Source organism: Thermococcus aciditolerans (assembly GCF_008152015.1).
Taxonomy (GTDB): domain Archaea; phylum Methanobacteriota_B; class Thermococci; order Thermococcales; family Thermococcaceae; genus Thermococcus; species Thermococcus celericrescens.
This window is the reverse complement of record NZ_CP041932.1, coordinates 1,725,439-1,742,368: the sequence shown is the minus strand read 5'-3', so window position 1 is coordinate 1,742,368 and position 16,930 is coordinate 1,725,439. Positions and strand designations below refer to the sequence as shown.

Annotated in this window: 15 protein-coding genes and 1 tRNA gene; 5 read left to right on the top strand and 11 right to left on the bottom strand. The window is 55.2% G+C overall.

Annotated elements, in window-relative coordinates; genetic code table 11:
* Window positions 1-78: 78 nt before the first annotated feature.
* On the bottom strand, window positions 79-1,341 hold the full coding sequence (locus FPV09_RS09555) for a phytoene desaturase family protein (protein WP_148883814.1): 1,263 nt from the start codon (window positions 1,339-1,341) through the stop codon (window positions 79-81).
* A 269-nt stretch (window positions 1,342-1,610) separates the two neighbouring features.
* Between FPV09_RS09555 and FPV09_RS09550 the strand changes: the two genes are divergently transcribed.
* Window positions 1,611-3,308 carry a prenyltransferase/squalene oxidase repeat-containing protein gene (locus FPV09_RS09550; protein ID WP_148883232.1) on the top strand — a complete coding sequence of 566 codons (1,698 nt, stop codon included), beginning with the start codon at window positions 1,611-1,613 and terminating at the stop codon, window positions 3,306-3,308.
* A 105-nt stretch (window positions 3,309-3,413) separates the two neighbouring features.
* Here the strand turns inward: FPV09_RS09550 and gor are convergent, their stop codons facing one another.
* The 3 genes from gor to FPV09_RS09535 all read right to left on the bottom strand — a co-directional run bounded on the left by gor (window position 3,414) and on the right by FPV09_RS09535 (window position 7,024).
* Complete coding sequence (gor, locus tag FPV09_RS09545; protein WP_148883231.1) at window positions 3,414-5,372, bottom strand: glyceraldehyde-3-phosphate:ferredoxin oxidoreductase; 1,959 nt, start codon at window positions 5,370-5,372, stop codon at window positions 3,414-3,416.
* 162 nt (window positions 5,373-5,534) lie between these two features.
* Window positions 5,535-6,662 carry a fructose-1,6-bisphosphate aldolase/phosphatase gene (fbp, locus tag FPV09_RS09540; RefSeq protein ID WP_148883230.1) on the bottom strand — a complete coding sequence of 376 codons (1,128 nt, stop codon included), beginning with the start codon at window positions 6,660-6,662 and terminating at the stop codon, window positions 5,535-5,537.
* 125 nt (window positions 6,663-6,787) lie between these two features.
* Window positions 6,788-7,024, bottom strand: a complete 237-nt coding sequence (locus FPV09_RS09535) for a hypothetical protein (protein ID WP_058939757.1) — start codon at window positions 7,022-7,024, stop codon at window positions 6,788-6,790.
* A gap of 94 nt (window positions 7,025-7,118) precedes the next feature.
* On the opposite strand from FPV09_RS09535, the gene FPV09_RS09530 reads away from it, so the two are divergent.
* A tRNA-Trp gene (locus FPV09_RS09530) sits at window positions 7,119-7,259 on the top strand.
* Between the two features lie 43 nt (window positions 7,260-7,302).
* On the opposite strand, the gene FPV09_RS09525 is transcribed toward FPV09_RS09530, so the two are convergent.
* The 3 genes from FPV09_RS09525 to rlmD form a co-directional block, all read right to left on the bottom strand.
* Window positions 7,303-8,133, bottom strand: a complete 831-nt coding sequence (locus FPV09_RS09525) for a DUF835 domain-containing protein (RefSeq protein ID WP_148883229.1) — start codon at window positions 8,131-8,133, stop codon at window positions 7,303-7,305.
* A gap of 116 nt (window positions 8,134-8,249) precedes the next feature.
* On the bottom strand, window positions 8,250-8,675 hold the full coding sequence (gene lrpA / locus FPV09_RS09520) for an HTH-type transcriptional regulator LrpA (protein ID WP_058939759.1): 426 nt from the start codon (window positions 8,673-8,675) through the stop codon (window positions 8,250-8,252).
* A gap of 68 nt (window positions 8,676-8,743) precedes the next feature.
* On the bottom strand, window positions 8,744-9,997 hold the full coding sequence (rlmD, locus tag FPV09_RS09515; protein ID WP_148883228.1) for a 23S rRNA (uracil(1939)-C(5))-methyltransferase RlmD: 1,254 nt from the start codon (window positions 9,995-9,997) through the stop codon (window positions 8,744-8,746).
* Between the two features lie 108 nt (window positions 9,998-10,105).
* On the opposite strand from rlmD, the gene FPV09_RS09510 reads away from it, so the two are divergent.
* Both FPV09_RS09510 and FPV09_RS09505 read left to right on the top strand, forming a co-directional pair.
* Window positions 10,106-10,321, top strand: a complete 216-nt coding sequence (locus FPV09_RS09510) for a helix-turn-helix domain-containing protein (protein ID WP_058939761.1) — start codon at window positions 10,106-10,108, stop codon at window positions 10,319-10,321.
* A gap of 49 nt (window positions 10,322-10,370) precedes the next feature.
* Window positions 10,371-11,204, top strand: coding sequence for a MinD/ParA family ATP-binding protein (locus tag FPV09_RS09505; protein WP_148883227.1), 834 nt, complete (start codon window positions 10,371-10,373; stop codon window positions 11,202-11,204).
* Here the strand turns inward: FPV09_RS09505 and pyrE are convergent.
* On the bottom strand, window positions 11,160-11,711 hold the full coding sequence (gene pyrE, locus FPV09_RS09500; protein WP_148883813.1) for an orotate phosphoribosyltransferase: 552 nt from the start codon (window positions 11,709-11,711) through the stop codon (window positions 11,160-11,162). The two genes, FPV09_RS09505 and pyrE, sit on opposite strands and share 45 nt — an antisense overlap.
* Before the next feature lie 115 nt (window positions 11,712-11,826).
* Here pyrE and FPV09_RS09495 point away from each other — a divergent pair, with 115 nt between their 5' ends.
* The gene (locus FPV09_RS09495; protein WP_148883226.1) at window positions 11,827-12,570 is read left to right on the top strand and encodes a hypothetical protein; all 744 of its coding nucleotides are present in this window, start codon (window positions 11,827-11,829) and stop codon (window positions 12,568-12,570) included.
* On the opposite strand, the gene FPV09_RS09490 is transcribed toward FPV09_RS09495, so the two are convergent.
* The 3 genes from FPV09_RS09490 to FPV09_RS09480 form a co-directional block, all read right to left on the bottom strand.
* Window positions 12,554-14,233 (bottom strand): ATP-dependent DNA ligase, encoded by a 1,680-nt coding sequence (locus FPV09_RS09490; RefSeq protein ID WP_148883812.1) that lies wholly within the window; start codon window positions 14,231-14,233, stop codon window positions 12,554-12,556. The genes FPV09_RS09495 and FPV09_RS09490 overlap by 17 nt on opposite strands.
* Window positions 14,234-14,277: 44 nt before the next feature.
* Window positions 14,278-15,180: a pantoate kinase gene (locus tag FPV09_RS09485; RefSeq protein WP_148883225.1), complete on the bottom strand. Its 903-nt coding sequence runs from the start codon at window positions 15,178-15,180 to the stop codon at window positions 14,278-14,280.
* Between the two features lie 68 nt (window positions 15,181-15,248).
* Window positions 15,249-16,844 carry a Na+/H+ antiporter NhaC family protein gene (locus FPV09_RS09480; RefSeq protein ID WP_148883224.1) on the bottom strand — a complete coding sequence of 532 codons (1,596 nt, stop codon included), beginning with the start codon at window positions 16,842-16,844 and terminating at the stop codon, window positions 15,249-15,251.
* Between the last annotated feature and the right edge of the window lie 86 nt (window positions 16,845-16,930).

The window sequence follows — 16,930 nt, the reverse complement described above, 5'->3', positions numbered from 1 at the left end:
CACTGGAAAAAGGTTCGAAAGGCTGGAAAATAAGTTGGCAAAGGTAAAGAATAGCAAGCCCCAAAAGGGCGGCTCCCCTCAGAGATACCACTCGGAGAAGCTTCTCACTCCGAGTCTCTCAAGCGTCCTCATGACGCCGAGGGCGATGCCCTCAACCTCTATTCCTCCGGGCGGCTTGTAGGCATCGCCAACGATGTAAACATCGCTTATCGGGAAGTCCTCAACGGTCTGGCCGCTCGCCACCCTATTCACGGGATTCCCATCGAGGTAGGTCTGGACGAGCAGAATCTCACCCCCTTCATCGAGGTTCGGGAAGATGCGGTAGATGTCCTCTATTCCCTTCCTCTGCTCGGCCTTAACGTTTCTGCCTTGGAGTGCGTGGTGGAGCATTATCAGGGTGTAGCCTTCCTTAGCGAGCTCCGGGCTCAGTGAGGAGGGCTCGTTGTAGCCGTTTATCCTCTCCGTGTCGAGGGTGAAGACGACGGTGTTGCCTATCCCCGGCTCACCCTTTAGTGCCACGTTGTACTTTATGCCCTCGCTCGGCTTCAGCGAATCAACGCGCTTGAGATACTCACGGTCGAAGTTCTCCCTGCCGATCAGCTCGACGGTCTCCTTTACTCCGACGTTGGAAATCAGCACGTCGTACTGCAGCTCGTCGCCGTCGGAGGTTACGACCTTCTTGGCATCGGCGTCGATTTCAATGGCTCTCTTCCTTGTGATTATCCTTCCGCTGTTGCCGAGGATTATTGAGCTCAACGCGCCGGGAATCGACTTGCAACCACCTTTCACCAGGCCGGGCCCGCCCCATCTCAGCGCCGCCTTTATCTCCCTCGCCAGCTCCCCCGCCGGAACGTCTAAGACGCTGTCGGCCCAGCCTAGGAAGCTTTTGATGAAGAGGTCAACGAACTCGTTGTCGCCTATCTTTTCCTTTATCCACTCGCGGCCGCTCATCTCGGCCTCTTCCCCGGTTGGCAGTTTGTTCCTCTTGATGTCGAGAAGGAGCTTTGTAGCCCTGGCCTTCTCGGTTAAGCTCAGATACTTCCAGCCATCGCGGTAGTGGAAGGTTTTTCCACCGTAGAGAATCATGCCCTTTGGATTCGAGTTCACGATTTGGACGTCCGCATTGAGAAGCTTGAGGAGGTGAGCCAAAGGCCCGTCCTCACCGTGGGGGAGCATGTGAAAAGCGCCTGTGGACAATCCAAAGCCCTGGTAATCCAGATTCGTGAAGCGCCCCCCGATGTAGGGCGATTTTTCAATGACAGTGACATCGTAACCGTTTTTAGACAGGAAAGAGGCCGTCAGAAGGCCGCCGATTCCGGAGCCTATGACAACTGCCCGCATTGTTCTCACCCGAAAACCTGAGGGAAAGAGGGGGATATAAGGGTTTAGCTATTGCATGACCATACAACTCTTTTACTCAGGCTTATTTTCGTCGATTCCACTGGAAAAACCAACTCCGAAAAAATTTGTACTAGAAAAAAACGAAGAAAGCTTACTTATAGTAAAATGAAAAGCTTATAAAGGTAAGTTGAATTATATATTGCAAAAACGAAAGCCTCTCCGCGAGCACGTATGTGGCAATAGATTCATCCGCGTTTTGAGGTGGAACGATGAGGAAAAAAATCCTGGCTACCCTTTTGATTTTATTGAGCATCACGGCCATCATTTCAATAACGAAAACGCACACTGAAAACGCCACCGCGCTCAATATAACAACCCCCTCCTGGGTAAACTGGACGGTAAAGCGCCTTTACCTCGCTCAGGACCCGGTTACAGGTGGCTGGAACGGCGACGTCTCATTTACAATACTTCCAAGCCTGTATCATACATATCACGGTATCATGACGCTGACCCTCCTGAACCTGAGTCCAACAGACCCCGAAAAAACCAGGGAGTTCCTGAGGGAAGAAGAGGAGAATTTTTACAGCGGTCGGAATTATCCTTCGGTTCTTGATGCTTATTACCTGTTATCACTCTTTAAAGAGTTCAATATGAGTCCCAGAAACAGAGAGGCCTTCGAAAATTTCATCCTTGAGGACATGAAGAAGTCAAATGAGACCTTCTTGCATGCAAAAACCCTCATTCTACTTAATTCCACCCTAGCAAAGAAAGTTTCCATGTTCCTATGGCTCGAGTTGAGACCGGAGCACTCACTGGAGTTTTTGTGGAACTTCCTTCAGCTCAGGGAGCTTCTCCTGGAATCGGGATATTCTCCCGATGAAATACCAAACTATGCCGCGATGAATGAGACTGCGAGAACTGTGTTTAATGAGGCATCCCGTAGAATAGAGAACCTTGGTTTCTTCGACCTCAACACCCTGGCACGATTTATATGGGAGGAACACGTCAAAAACGAAACACTAAGAAGAAAAATACTAACGAGTATTCAGAAATACAAGTGCCCTGACGGCTCATACTCTGGCACGAGAGGTGCTAAAAAGGGATACATCGACACCACCCATTGGGCGGTGGAGACGATAACCTATGCAGAAGGAGAAGTTGGGGCAGATACTGTAAGCTACCTGCGGTCCCTTGAAGGGCCGCTCGGAGGTTTCATAAACATTCCAAACTACATAGTGCCAAATCCCGTGGGCACTGCCTTCTCTGTAATGACTCTTAAGCTTTTGAATTCAACGGTACCCAATGAGACGACAGTCAGAAACTACCTACTCACTGAAATCTCGAGGGAAAGTAAACCGAGCCTAATATGGGCGGAATATGAGGCACTAAAGGAGCTTGGTGTGTCCAACAGCGATCTTAAAACGAGAGTAGAACCCCGTCTGAAAAGCTTCATCGCCAACTTGAACCTTTCAGAGGTTTATCAAAACCACTACCTGCTAAAGGATATATACTATCTGCTTGTAACGAGCAGGGAACTGGGCATTGAGATCGATGAACAATGGAAGGAAACCGTGACCTCTTTCGTTTTGGACTTGAAGGACGATGATGGGGGCTTTGGCAGCAAAATATCAAAAATAAAAATTATCAGGCTCGAAATAACGCTTTATTCCGTTCTAATCCTCAATGAGCTTGGGTACGGGTATAGGGATAAAAAGACGGTTAAGTTCATTAAATCCAACAGACACGGCGCCCTGTGGTGGTCTTTACCAATAACTAGGTACACTTTGCTGGCTCTAAACTCAATGGGGGCCAAGGTTGACGGGAAAGAAGAGATAGCAAAGGCGCTTGAGCTGAGAAAGTGCCCCTATGGCTTTTTCTCTTACGCCCCATGCGAACATCATGAGCAGGGGGGACCAATACCAACGTTTTTAGCGCTCGATATCCTCAGGCTTCTTGATTATCATTAGCCAGCCACATTTTTTACATTTTTAGATTTGAGCCATTTATAGGATAGAAAACCGACAATCGTTCTTTTCGCAAATAGATAGGAAAATGAAAACTAAAATGAAAACTCAAAACCTCCACTCCACTCCCAGAATCTCGCTGTATGCACTGAGCACCCTCTCGAGGTACTCCTTGGCGGTGCCGACCTTGTCGATTCTGAACCTTTCGGCCCAGCGCTCGTTGCCGAACTCCTCGCTTCCGGCGGCGACGAGGTCTATCACGCGCATGCTGTCCCAGAATGCCGGGGTGTAGCCGGCCTTCCTCGCGTACTCTATGAGCCTCTTGAGCTGCTTCCTGGCGTGCTCCTCCATGTCCACGTTGGCTCCGTAGGCGTCCATGAAGAGGGCCTTAAGGACGGGCTTCATCCAGCCCCTGTGGAAGCGGCACCAGCCAACGTTGTCGTACCAGAACTCCCAGAGGGCCGAGGCGATTATCTTCTGAGCCAGCTCCTCGGGCTCGAGGAAGACGCCGAACTGGTAGAACGTCCAGTACCTTCCCTGAATCGGGAGCGGTATGTAGTTGCCTATTGCCCAGTACATCGTCGGCGTCATCTCTCCGTTCTCGCCGAGCGGAACGAAGACACCGTAATCCTTGAAGCTCTCGCCGTACTTCAGCCTGTCCTTGAAGCGCTCGTCGAAGATTACGCTCGCCTTCCTCTTGCCGAGGCCGATTATCTTGGCTGTTTCGTTCTCGGCGAAGGCCACGAGGTGGGCAAGCTCAGCCACAAGCTTGGCGTTGACCTCGCTCGCCTCGACCGGGCGCTCGAGGAGCGCCTCCTTCGTGAACTCCGGCTTTCTGCTTATACCAACCTCCTCCGGTTTGAGCAGACCGCGGTGGACGAGCTCAAGGACCCAGGCGGCGGTTCCGCCGAACTCTATCGCGTCGAAGCCCATCGCGTCTGCCGCGTGGACGCTTATGTCGCTGGCGCGGAGGCTTATGCTTCCGCTCAGCGGACCGTTGGCCTCGTAGGGCTCGTACTCGACGTGGTGGCCGCGGCGGTACTTCTTACAGACGACGGGACACGGCTCGCCGCAGGTCGTCCAATTCTTGGGCTTTATAGCCTCTTCGTTGAAGGGCTCCCAGTAGTGCTTCATTATGTTCTCGTGAATCTTAATGCGCTCCTCCTTTGGAATGTATGGCATCTGCCAATTGAGTATCGGAACGAAGTCGCCCTCGGCCGGGTAGTTGCCGCCGAAGGTTCCGCCGGTGTTGAGCTTGGGGTTGAAGCGGTATTTGGTGGTTTTCTCGCTTATTATCTCGTTGTATGGCTTTTTGTGTACACCCTCAACGATACCCTTGGAGGTTTTGAAGTTGCCGATGTCCTCACCCGGGAAGGGCCTCTTCCTCGGCTTTCCGCCGAAGATTATTCCGACGACGTTGTGAGCACGGAGGAGAACGCTTCCGGAACCTCCGCGGGCGGCCCAGTCCTCGCTGCCTACGAGCCTCTCCCCCTTCCTGAGCGCCTGGGAGAATATCGCGCCGTAGTTGGTGTTTAGAGCAGCGGGGCCTACAACGGCTATGCGGTACTCGAAGTCAAACTTATCGCCAAAGGTATCGATGAGGTACTGAGTGAGGGCATAAACTCCTTCCTCATCCTTGTAGCCCCTCCAGATTTCAACGACCTTCTCAAGCTCGATCTCGTGGAGCTCCACCCGAACGTTATCACCATCGTTGTAGAGGAGAACCACGACGGGCTTCTCGGCCTTGCCCTCGAAGGTCACGAAATCAACGCCGACGTTCTTGAAGGCGTAAGCCGCTCCGCCCATGGCGGAGGGGAACAGGGTTCCGTAGAGGGGGGAACGGAAGAAGAACATGAGCCTGTGGGCCCCAGGCAGGGTCGAGCCCGAGAAGGGCCCCATCCCCATGACAACGACGTTCTTCGGGTCGTATGGCTCAACCTCGTAGGTTTTGAGGTTCTCGTGAACCTCTATGCCGTAGTCTATGACCCCGTATATCCCGTCCCTCTCCAGCTCCTCACTCTCCACTTTCTTCTCGTCCAGATTGAGCCTGAGAATTGTGAACTTCATGACTCCCACCCCTGTGTATCACTCCGAGTGTTAGTTTTGGGCTGAAGAATATTTAAGGCTTCCGATGAGTCTATCAAAAAAGTTGGGCGGGAGGTTATAAAAACCTTAGCAATCGGGACGGCCGAGGAACGTTGCAGAAACCAAAGGAGAAAAGGGAAGGGATCACTCGATCTTCTCGAACCTCTCCTCGAGCCTCTTGAGGACGCCCGGGAGGGTGGTGTACTCCATGTCCTCCATCGGGAGCCTGTGGGGCTCGAACGGGCCGTGCCTGCGCATGTACTCGGCGATCTCGACGGCCTTCTGCCTGGCGCCGTCGAAGGCCGGGTCGTCGAAGAGGTCAACCGGACCGACGAGCTTTCCTTCTGGGCTTATCTGCCAGCCGAGGGCGACGACGCGCGGCGGGCCGTCGAACCTCGTCGGGTTGGCCTGGTGCATCGCGACTGGCATGACCGGGCCGTTGTGGGAACCCCTCATCCATCCGCTGACGAGGTGCGGGAAGGCGAAGGGCTCAAGAACCTCGCCAAGGGCCGGCAGTCCGCTCTGGGCGCGGACGATGGCGACCGGGTCGTCCTTCCCTATGTACTCGCCGGCTATCTCAAAGAGCTTCTCGGTGCTCACAACAGCGACCGGCTCGTCCTTGGCTATCTTGTGGCCCTCCTTCGGGAAGACGCGCTTGATGACGTACCTGCTCTTGGCGCCGATGAGGGCGAGGAGGTCGTAGACTTCTTCCGGCGTGTTAAGGATCACGCGCTTGTGCTCCTTTATGTCCCAGACCTCGAAGCGGAAGCCCATGTGCATGTTCGGGTCGATGACGAGGCCGGCGGTGTTGAACGGGTCCGCGAACATTCTGAATATCGGCAGATTGAACGCGCCGGGCTCGGTCTTGTCCATGTGGAACGTGACAACGGGCTCGCTCTTCCTGAGGGTTATCTCCATCTCGGCTATTCCCGGACCCATTCCACGGATGTTGCCGCTGAAGGCGTCCTTGAGGAGGTCCTGACCGGCACCGTAGAGGCCGAGCTCCTTGGCAACCTTGGTGGCCTCCTCGAAGGCCTTCCAGGCCAGGCCGTGTATCTCGGAGCTGTCAACACCCTTCCTGTGGGTCATGATGAGCTGAAGGTCATCTCCGCAGGTAGCGACGTAGAAGTCGATGATGGTTCCGTCCTCGACGGCCTTTGAGAGGACTTCCTCGGCCGTCTCGACGAGCTGCGGGTGCACCCTCGAGTGCCCCGGCCAGCCGCCGATGTCGGCCTTGATCACGCTGAGGGTTATCTTTTCTCCAACTGCCATTGGCAACCACCGATAGCTTTAACCACTTTTATGCTTATAAAACGTTAATATCACCGTCGATGATACACAAAAAGGAGTCAAAATTCGGGAAGCCTAAGGGTGTGGGAGCAAGAACGAGAGGGACCTCACTCGCAGATGTCCGTCCAGCCAAACTCCTCCCTGGCCACCTTGATGAGGTTTTTGAGTTCCTCCTTCTTAATGTTGACACTGGAACTCGCCCCGACGAGGGCTATGATGCCGTGCACCTCTTCCTGAACCTGAATCACGTTGTCGCTGACCTTGACTATGCGGAGCTCCCTCCTGGCGGTCTCGTCGTCGCTTATCTTGAATTTGTCCTTTCCAATAACCACGGGCTCCTCCATAGTAATCACCAGAATATTTTTGTAAGCCAAAGTTAATAAAACTTCCGCCAATCATAAAACTTATAAACCTGCCCCTGCTAAGGTTAAGCTGGACGGGGGCATGGTGTAGCCTGGTCCATCATCGCGGGCTCCAGAGGTATGAGGACTTGCGGGTTTGCTGATTTGGGGATGAGCCTTTGGAGCTCTGACCCGGAGAAACCCGCGGACCGGGGTTCAAATCCCCGTGCCCCCACCAATTCTGAACAATCCTAAAACGGCTGGATGGAACGTGGGCCAGTTCAGCGGGCAAGGGTTTTTTCAAGATCGGCAATGGGCTTCAGCTCAGAGGTTAGTATGCTGAATGTTCTCTCGTTCAGGGATTCCTTATCAACGGTCACGATAACAAGTCCCCGATTAAGAGTCGCAAAGTCTTTGATGCTGGTTATGAATTTAAGAACCGCATCCTCTCCGTTCTCCAGGATAAAGTACTCCACACAGTCGATCAGGATTACCTTATCAATATTGGCCGTCTCAAGGAACCTCCTGAGATTGTCCATTATAACCTCCAGCTTCGTTGGACTCACTGCATCGCCGTGTTGAACCGTAGATACCCACATCACCGGGATTAGCTTGAGACCGAGCTTTCTACGGAACATGTCGGGAGGATCCCTGGTAACGGCTATCCCCGGCATGCGGTAGCGTTTCGTAAGTTCCGTAAAAATCAGGTGCGCCCTGCCCCTCTCCCCCCAGTACGCACCGTACCTGATGGAGTCCGCCGGTTCCGAGGCTATCGGGACTATCATGTATTCACCGCGGGCAAACGGCAGGTATATCATGACGGAGGAGACGAGGAGCAGCAGGGCACCGGCGGTGAGCATAGCCGAACGGATCCATGAGTACGTGGGGTCGTTGTTCAGTACGGTAGTCCTTAGGAGAACGCCTATCACCTGAGCCACCACGATCAGCGAAAACGCGAGGAGGAGCGAATTGAAAGCCCGAATAAAATAGCTGAATCCGAGGTTTTTCTTTGTTTTTCCTCCCATAGCCAGCAGAACAACAACGATTATGGACGTCGCCACGAGAACGATTAAATCTCTGATAAAATATCCTATCGATATTATTTCCGGCATAGTAATAGTTTTGCAGATGGAATATTTAAACTTTTAACCGACTTCCATTCCCGAAAGGCAAACTCATGAAAAGAAAAGCAGAGCAAGATGCCCAAGTCAATGTCCGAACCGAACGGTCACTTCAACCTCTCAAGGATTATCGCCGGACAGACCTTGGTGACACCCTCAAGTCTGCCTATCTTGTTGGAGATTATGTCGGACAGGTCCTCTCCGTCTCTTGCCCAGACCTCGGCCATTATCATGTGGTCGCCGCTGGTCAGGTAAACCTCCCTCACAAAATCGAACTCCTTGATCTTCTCGGCAACGTCAAATATCTTCTCGGGCAGCGTGTCAACGCCCGTAAGGCTGACCAGGTTGTAGCCCAGCTTCGCCGGGTCAACGATGACGGTGTACTGCTTTATAACCCCCGCCTCCTCCAGGGCCTTTACGCGCTTCCTTACGGCAGTCTCACTTATGCCCAGGACCTTCGCTATCTCCGTGAACGGAGTGCGGGCGTCCTTGGTGAGCATCTCGATTATGATGTTATCTCTCTCGTCAAGCATTTTCATCACCCCTGTTTACCTCTATGCTGACCAAGTATATTAAGTTTTTGAACCCAGGGGTTCTAAAATTAAACCCCAAGTTTAAGTTTGACAACCGTCTCCACGTGGGGTGTGTGCGGGAACATGTCAATCCCCACAGCCCCCTCCAGGGAATAAACCCCCGCCAGTTCGTCGAGATTGGCTCTGAGGGTCTTTGGATTGCAGGAGACGTAAACGATGCTTTGCGGTTTGTCTTTTAAGATTTTCCTTATCAGTTTGGGATGCAATCCCGCCCTTGGCGGATCAACTATTATGGTATCGTATTCCGAAAGATTTTCAACATCCCTGTCCTGCCCCACCCTGAACGCGGCGTCAACGCCGTTGAGCTCGGCGTTTCTGTTCGCCATCTCCACCGCGAAGGGATTTATCTCGATTCCCTCAACGGAGAATCCCCTTTTGGCCAGATAGATGCCGAAGGTCCCCACACCAGAGTAGAGGTCAAGAACTCTCTCACCGTCAACGAGCTCAGCCACCTTGCGCACCAGGGTGACCGCCTGATGGCTGTTCGTCTGGAAGAAGCTGTTTGGATGGATCAGGTAGGTAACGTCGTCGAGCCGCTCCCGTATGAACTCACTGCCCCAGAAGCGCTCTATCTCCCCGTAGGAGACGTCGCTCGGGGTCCGGTTCACGCTCCAGTACACCGAGTCCGCATAGCCAAAATAGTCGGGGAAGGACTCGGGGAGACTGCCCTCCGAGGTGACGAGGTTCACCATCAGCTCGCCCGTGAACTTGCCCTCACGGATGACGATGTAGCGCAGAAAACCCTCGTTCTTCCGTATCTCGTACAGACTAGGGGTGTGGTCTTCTATAAACTCCCTCAGGGAGCGGAGAACCCTCCTGCTGGATTCGCCGAAGGCGGGGCACCACTCGATGTCAACCGCGTCCCACCATGTGCCGCGCCTCCTGAACCCAATACCATTTGTCGAAATGACAACATCGATGCGGTTTCTGTGACCGTAAATCACGGGCGATGGAATAACTTCGACGTCCATACCAAGAAGGGCCGAGAGCTTCTCCGCCTTGAACTCAACCTGCCTCTCGTAGGGGATGTGCTGAAGAAGGCACCCGCCGCAGACCCCAAAACTGGGACACACCGGTTCCACTCTGCTGGCGGAGGGTTCTACGACCTCAAAATCAGTGGCGGTTAGCTTCCGTTTTTTCTTCCGCCATTTTCTCACTTCAACAACGTCGCCGGGTGCAGTGAAAGGAACGTGGATTTCCCTCTTTCCCACACGTACAACGCCCAGTCCCTCATGGTCGAGCCTCTCAACGATTCCCCGCATACTCCTCCCTCCCCGATACGCTTTATAAACCTGCCCTTAGATACCTGCCAACCATGCTCACGGAAGGTTTATTTAGTTCGTTAACGTAACTAGTAACGGTGCCACCGAATGTTCGGCAGGCATAAAGATGCTGTGTATAAGGTACTCGCCACAAAAAAGAGGGCGGTCGCCCTCCAGAGTCTGAGCGCTGAACTCGAAACACCCGCACCCGCGGTCTTTAGGGCCGTGAAGGAGCTGGAATCCGACGGTCTCGTTGAGGTCTTCTACGGCCAAGACAAGGCCGCCATAATGGTTCGCGCCAAAACAATAGGGGACTACATCTGAGCCCCTTTCAATAATTTTCTTGGAATTAATGCAGCCGGAGGCCCAGTTAATGGTATCCATAGTCATCACCGGGAGGGGAGGTGCGGGAAAAACAACGATGAGCGCAAACCTGAGTACGTACTTCTCACGGAGGAGCTACCGCTCGCTCGTCGTGGACGGTGACCTGTACCTCCCAAAGCTCGCCTTTCACTTCGGGATATATAACCCCCAATACAACATCCACACCCTTCTGAAGAATCCGAACATGAGGGTTGTTCAGGCGGTGTACCACGACCCCAGAACGGGTGTTGACATACTCCCTGGCAGCTCGAAGCTTTACGACGTCATCAACCTGGATCAGAAAAGACTGAGGGAGATAGTCAGGGAGATTGGAACCCGGTACAGGGTTACCATAATAGACTCCCCGGTCGGCATACCCTTCGATACGATATCGACCTTTCGGCTCGCCCAGTACCAGCTCATCATAGTGGAAATAGAGCGCTGCCCGATACACTCCGTCCACAGAATGATCGAGAACGAGGTCGTGAAGCTTAAATCGCTGGGGGACGCATACGGCCTCAAGGTCGGCGTGATACTCAACAAGGTGCGGGAATCGTCCCAGAGTGTGGACGACATAATCGACTTTCTCGAGTACAGCGTGGACGTGCCCGTGGTCGGCGTCATACCATTTGATCACAGGGTTCCCGAGGCGACGAACTACGGAAGGCCGGTCATCGACTACGCGCCCCACGCCAAGGCATCGAGGGCGATAGCCGAGAGCGGTGACATCCTGAACGAGTGGATATTCGGAAGGGAGAAAAAGGAAGGTATGCTCCACAGGCTCTACGAGGCGATAATCTCATTCCTCCACTCCGGCAGAGTCCCTGCGGGCAAAAAGCTCTGAAACCGTGACCAGAGGGATAAACCGGTACTTCTCCCCTATTCTCTCACCGGCCCCTTCTTCCCTGTCAACCACCACGCTTATGGCGGCTATCTCCGCCCCAGCCTTCTCCAGAACCCTGGCCGCGCGCAGAACGCTTCCGCCGGTCGTTGTGACATCCTCGACCAGGAGTATCCTCTCGCCCGGTTTTACCTCTCCCTCGATCTGGCTTCCGGTGCCGTGTCCCTTGGGCTTCTTGCGGACTATGACGAGGGGCTTTCCGGTTTCCAGCGATAGGGCCGTCGCTATCGGCACGGCTCCGAGCTCCGGGCCGGCGACGCGGTCGAACTCGATGCCAAGGGCCTTGGCCTTCTCGGCCATCAGCCTCGCGATTATCCTCAGCGCCCCGGGATTCGTGGAGAGCTTCTTGACGTTGATGTAGTAGTCGCTCTCCCTGCCGGAGGTGAGAACGAAGCGGCCGAAGAGTATGGCCCCCTCCGAGAAGAACATATCAACGAGCTGGCCCTTCATGTCCCCCATTTTGAACACCTTCATGTAAATTTCTCGGCAGTTCCAGAGGAAAATCCACACGGGATTTAAAAAAGTTGACGCCAACGTTAATAAGGGGAATGGTGGAGAAAATACCATGCTCACACCGGAAAAAGTCATCGAGTACTACTTCGGAATCATAACGGTGGTCGGCGGCCTGTCAGTTCTGCTGGCAATCAAGTACACCCTCCAGAGATGGCGCTCCTTTCCGGAGAGCGGCTGGAAGGTTCAGGGATTTGCCTTCGGCATCCTCGGTCTGGTCGTGGCATCCTTCCTTGAGGCGCCCCTCCTGTTCCTCAAGACGTGGATTGCGCTGGCCTTCGCTGCCGGGATAATCGAGGAGTCGGTGAAGCTCCTGCCCCTGAAGTTCTTCGGGCGCTCGCCGGAATGGGAGAGGTGGAAGCTCGTCATCGGGGCAGGCCTTTTCCTCGGGATTGTAGAGGGAATAATGTACACCGCAGGAATCTTCGCCCTGAACCAAGAACCCTACCTGGTGGCCGTTAGGGTAGTGCTTATGGGACTGCACACCATCTGGGCGGCTATTTCCGTTGGCTTCCTGCTCGGCGAGACCGGGTGGAAGCGCTTCACAGGGCTGGCCTTTTCGATGGTTGCCCACGCCCTCTACGACCTTCCCTCCCTGGCGATGGTGGATGGCTATTCCGGAAACGTGATCGCGTATCTTGCTGGACTCTCAACGGGCTTCCTGCTGGCCACCCCACTCATGGCAAAGAAGGCCGCCGAGCTGGCTGGAAAACTGGTTCCCGAGGAAGGTGAAGAAACGAGCGAAGTGCGGGAAAACGCTGAAGAAACTGAGGAAAGCGAGGTCACCTCTTCGCCTTGAACCTCTCCTGGAACTCGTAGAGCTGGGCTATGCGCTCGATTGTGTCCACTTCCTCCGGACTCTTGTCCTCCCTCAAAGCGACGTAGCGCGGGAAGCGGAGGGCAAAGCCGCTCTCGTACTTCGGGCTTTTCTGTATCTCCTGGTAGGTGACCTGGATAACAACCTTCGGCTCTATCTCGACGTACTTGCCCTCCTCGCGGACTATGAGGGGCTTGAGCATCTTGGTGAACTCGGCCAAGTCCTCGTCGGTGAAGCCACTGCCGACCTTTCCGACCGGGACGAACTCGCCGCTGTGCGGGTCGAATGCCGCAACCAGGAAGGAGCCGAGGAGGTGTGCGCGCCTTCCCTCGCCCCATTCGGCGCCGATTATGACGAGGTCGAGGTCCTCCATAGTGGGCTTTATCTTGAGCCACTTCTTGCCCCTGTTTCCGGGCTCGTAAACCGAATCCAGGCGCTTTGCCATCAGACCCTCGTGGCCGAGCTCAAGGGCGCGCTGGTAAAAGGCCTCTGCCTCATCGGCGTTATCTGTAACGAGCTGCTCCGCCAGCCTTATCCGCTCACCCGGGGAGATTATCCCTTCAAGTCTCTCCCTGCGCTCGGAGAAGGGGGTGTCTATCAGCCCCTCACCGTCAACGTAGAGGACATCAAAGAGGTTCAGCTCAAGGGGAATCTTCTCTATCATCTCCTCGATGTTGTACTTCCGCCTGAACCTCCTCAGCACGTACTGGAAGGGTCTGGGCTTTCCACCTTCACCTACGGCGACGAGCTCGCCCTCCACGATGGCCTCTTCAGCTTTTACGCTCTCCAGGACGGCGTCAACAACCTCCGGAATGGACTTCGTCACGTTCTCCAGCCTGCGGGAGTATATAACAACCCTACCGCCGTCCTTGTGAACCTGAACGCGTGCCCCATCGTATTTTATCTCGAACGCCGCCTTTCCGCCCATCTCCGTCAGCGCTTCCTTCACGTTGGCCGCGTTCTGGGCGAGCATCGGCCTTATGGGCTTGCCCACCTGGATTCTGACCTTTGAGAGGCCGTCGTTGCCCTCAAGCTTGGCCACCCTCGCGACGTATCCGAAGTCGCTCGTGAGCATGTAGGCCCTCTCGACGAGCTCGGCCTTGACGCCAAAGGCGCTCGCTATGGCGTCCCTCATGAGTCCCTCTGCAACGCCGGTTCTCATGGTTCCAAGGACAGTCCTGGCGAGGTACTTGCCCTCCTCCGGTCCGGCGTCCATGAAGAGGTTGGCGAGGTACTTCAGCTTCCTGTCCTGACTCCCCTGCCCACTGGCCTCGGCTATCTTCACGAATGTGTCATAAACGCGCTTTATGGTCAGCGGCTGGGAGAAGAAGCTCTTCTGTCTTTTCTTCTTCAGGGCTAAAGCAACACTCTCACCGAGGTCGCCGGTGTCTCTCACGGAGTCCTCGATTTCTCGCTCGGAAACTCCCGTTGCCATGGAAACGGCCTTTATGAGGAGCTTCTCACCGACTCCAAGCTCTCTCTCATCCCAGTCCGGGAAGACCTTTCCGAGGATGAGGTAGGGGATTATCTCGAGGAGCTCATCGGATGCCTTCTTGAGAAAATCAGAGACGAATCTGGTCTTGAGGGTCTTGAGGGTCGTTTTTTCCAAGCGCCTGTAAAGGTCGGCCAGTTCGGCGTATTTCATCTTCACCACCTGAGACGGAGTTAGGGGGAGGGGGATAAAAGGGTTTAGCCAACCCACCTGCCAACCGTTGGCCTACCCTCGTGGATTCCAGTCACGTCGTAGGGCAGGTTGAGGTCGGAAAGGAGGTTTCTGGCATTCTCCACCTCGTCTTTGCGGAGAAGGGCAAAGAGGCCCCTACCAAGCATTATCATGGAGCTGGGGATGGAAATCGCCCTGTCAAGCTCCCTCGCCAGTTCCAGGAGTTCACCGTTTAAGAGGCCGGTTTTCTCCGCGAATTCCCTCGCGAGGGCCATCATCCTCTCCGGCTTCGGCTCTCCAAGGAGCTTCTCGAGGGCTCCCCTCCCCTCGCGCTCTATGGCCTTCACGACGTCACCGTCCAGAACTTCTCTGGTTGAGAGCTTGCCCAGGGGAACGACGAGAACCTGGTAATCCTCGAAGAAAAGGTTGTCAACGACACCAACGCCGGGGCCGCCGGCCCTAACCCTGACCTCTATCCCGCCGGCCAGCTGGCCCACAACGTCCCCGAGGCCGCCCCTGTTGAGGACCTCGTACTTGTGCGCTACCTGAGCCGCTTTAAGCCACGTTCCCCCAAAGGCATAGCCCAGCGCCAGAGCGGTTCCCAGGGCACCGCCGGCGCTGTTGCCAAAGCCGTAGCCGTTCGGGAAATCGAAGTACTGCCAGATTTCAACCTCTCCAGTAAAATCATCGGGAACTATCTCATCCGCGACGGAGTAGCTTATGACCGCCCTTTCCCTCCCAACCGGCTCGCCGTTGAAGGAGATGTGCACGTGCCTCTCGAGGGTGCCGGTTTCTATGCTCGCGAAGACGTTGACGCCCTTGTCAAGGTTTACCCCGGCCCCAAGGGAGCCGGCCTTGAGCGGGTCGTCGTGAAACTTGGGAACGAAGAAAGCCGTTATGTGGGCCGGAACGAAGGTTCTAACGAGCAACCTCTCACCTCCGAGAAAAGTGCGCCCTTGGCCTTTTAAAAGTGGCGAGAAAAGGGAAAAGAAAAGGTTCACTCCTCGGCCACGTACACCGGAACCTTTCCGTGCGGTATGCCGTATTTCTTGCCGTACCACTCGCTGAGGAAGTACCAGGCGCCGACGAGGAGGATCAGGCCAAGCGGCAGGAGTACCGCCCAGCTGTGGACACCGAAGCCAAAGAGTATGTAGAGGAATACTCCGACGCCCGATGCGGTTACCGCGTATGGCACCTGCGTTGTGACGTGGTCTATGTGGTCCGAACCGGAGAACATCGAACTCATGATGGTCGTGTCGCTGATCGGTGAGCAGTGGTCACCGAAGATACCTCCTGCGAAGACCGCACCGATGGCCGCGAAGACCTCCGGGCCAACGTAGCCCGTAACGCCGTAGGCGAGCGGTATGGCGATGGGCAGCATGATGCTGAAGGTTCCCCAGCTCGTTCCGGTTGTGAAGGAGATGAACATGGCGATGAGGAACACTATCAGCGGCACCCAGCTGCCGGTGACGCCGGCGCTCTTGGCGATGTCAACGATGTACGGGGCGGTCCCGACGGCGTCGGTGGCGCTCTTGATGCTCCACGCCAAGAGCAGTATCGTGTTAGCTATGACCATCTGCTTCATACCGCGGACGATGGCGTCCTCGGCCTCCTCGATGGTCATGCGCTTCATGACCAAGACGAGGAAGAAGGCGACCACGACCATCGCGAAGGAACCCCAGAGAAGCGCCAGGGCGGAGTCGGAGTTTCCAAGGACCTCCATGAGGCCGCCTTCAGCGTAGGCCGCGCCACCGCCGCCGGTGTACCACATGCCGTAGAGGGTGACGAAGATCAGCGTCAGTATCGGCCAGATGAATATGTGGACGCTGCCGTCCTCCTTCGGCATGCCGAGGTCAACCTCGGTTGTCATGAGTGGCTTCGCACCGTCGCGGAGGACCTTGCCCTCGGTCCTGGCGCGGTACTCCGCGTGGAGCATCGGGCCGTAGTGCCTGTGGGTGAAGGCCACGATGAAGACCAGTATTATCGCGAGTATCGAGTAGAACCTGAAGGGAACGCTGTGCATCCAGGCGACGTAGGCGCCGTAGTCAACGTTGAGGTCCTTGAAGGCGTCGCCGATGAGGCCGACCTCGTAGCCTATCCAGGTCGAGACCAACGCCAGTCCCGCAACGGGTGCTGCAGTCGAGTCGTCTATGTAGGCGAGCATCTCACGGGAAACGCGGGTCCTGTCTGTGATGGGCCTCATGGTGTTACCGACGATGATGGTGTTGGTGTAGTCGTCGAAGAATATGAGCACACCGAGGAGCCATCCCATCATCGCGGCGCCGCGGCTGCTGCGCACTTTGCTCGCCAGGGCGCGGCCTATTGCCATCGCTCCTCCTGACTTGTATATCAGTCCCACGCCCGCACCGATGAGGAAGTCGAAGAGCAGTATCTTGACGTTCCAGTCATCGATGGCGTTGCCTACTATCCAGTCGAGGGTTTGGGTGGTTCCCGTCACCGGGTTCCAGCCGGAGACCATTACACCTCCAATCCAGACACCTGCAAACAGCGCCAGGATAACCCTCTTCGTCCATATCGCCAAGATAATAGCCACCAGCGGTGGCAGCAGAGACAGTATCCCGAAGTCCGACACGGTTTCACCTCCAACGGGTTTCAAACCCATAAATATCGGCGATATATAAATTTTCCTGGAATATTTTTGGCATATTGTCAGCCCTT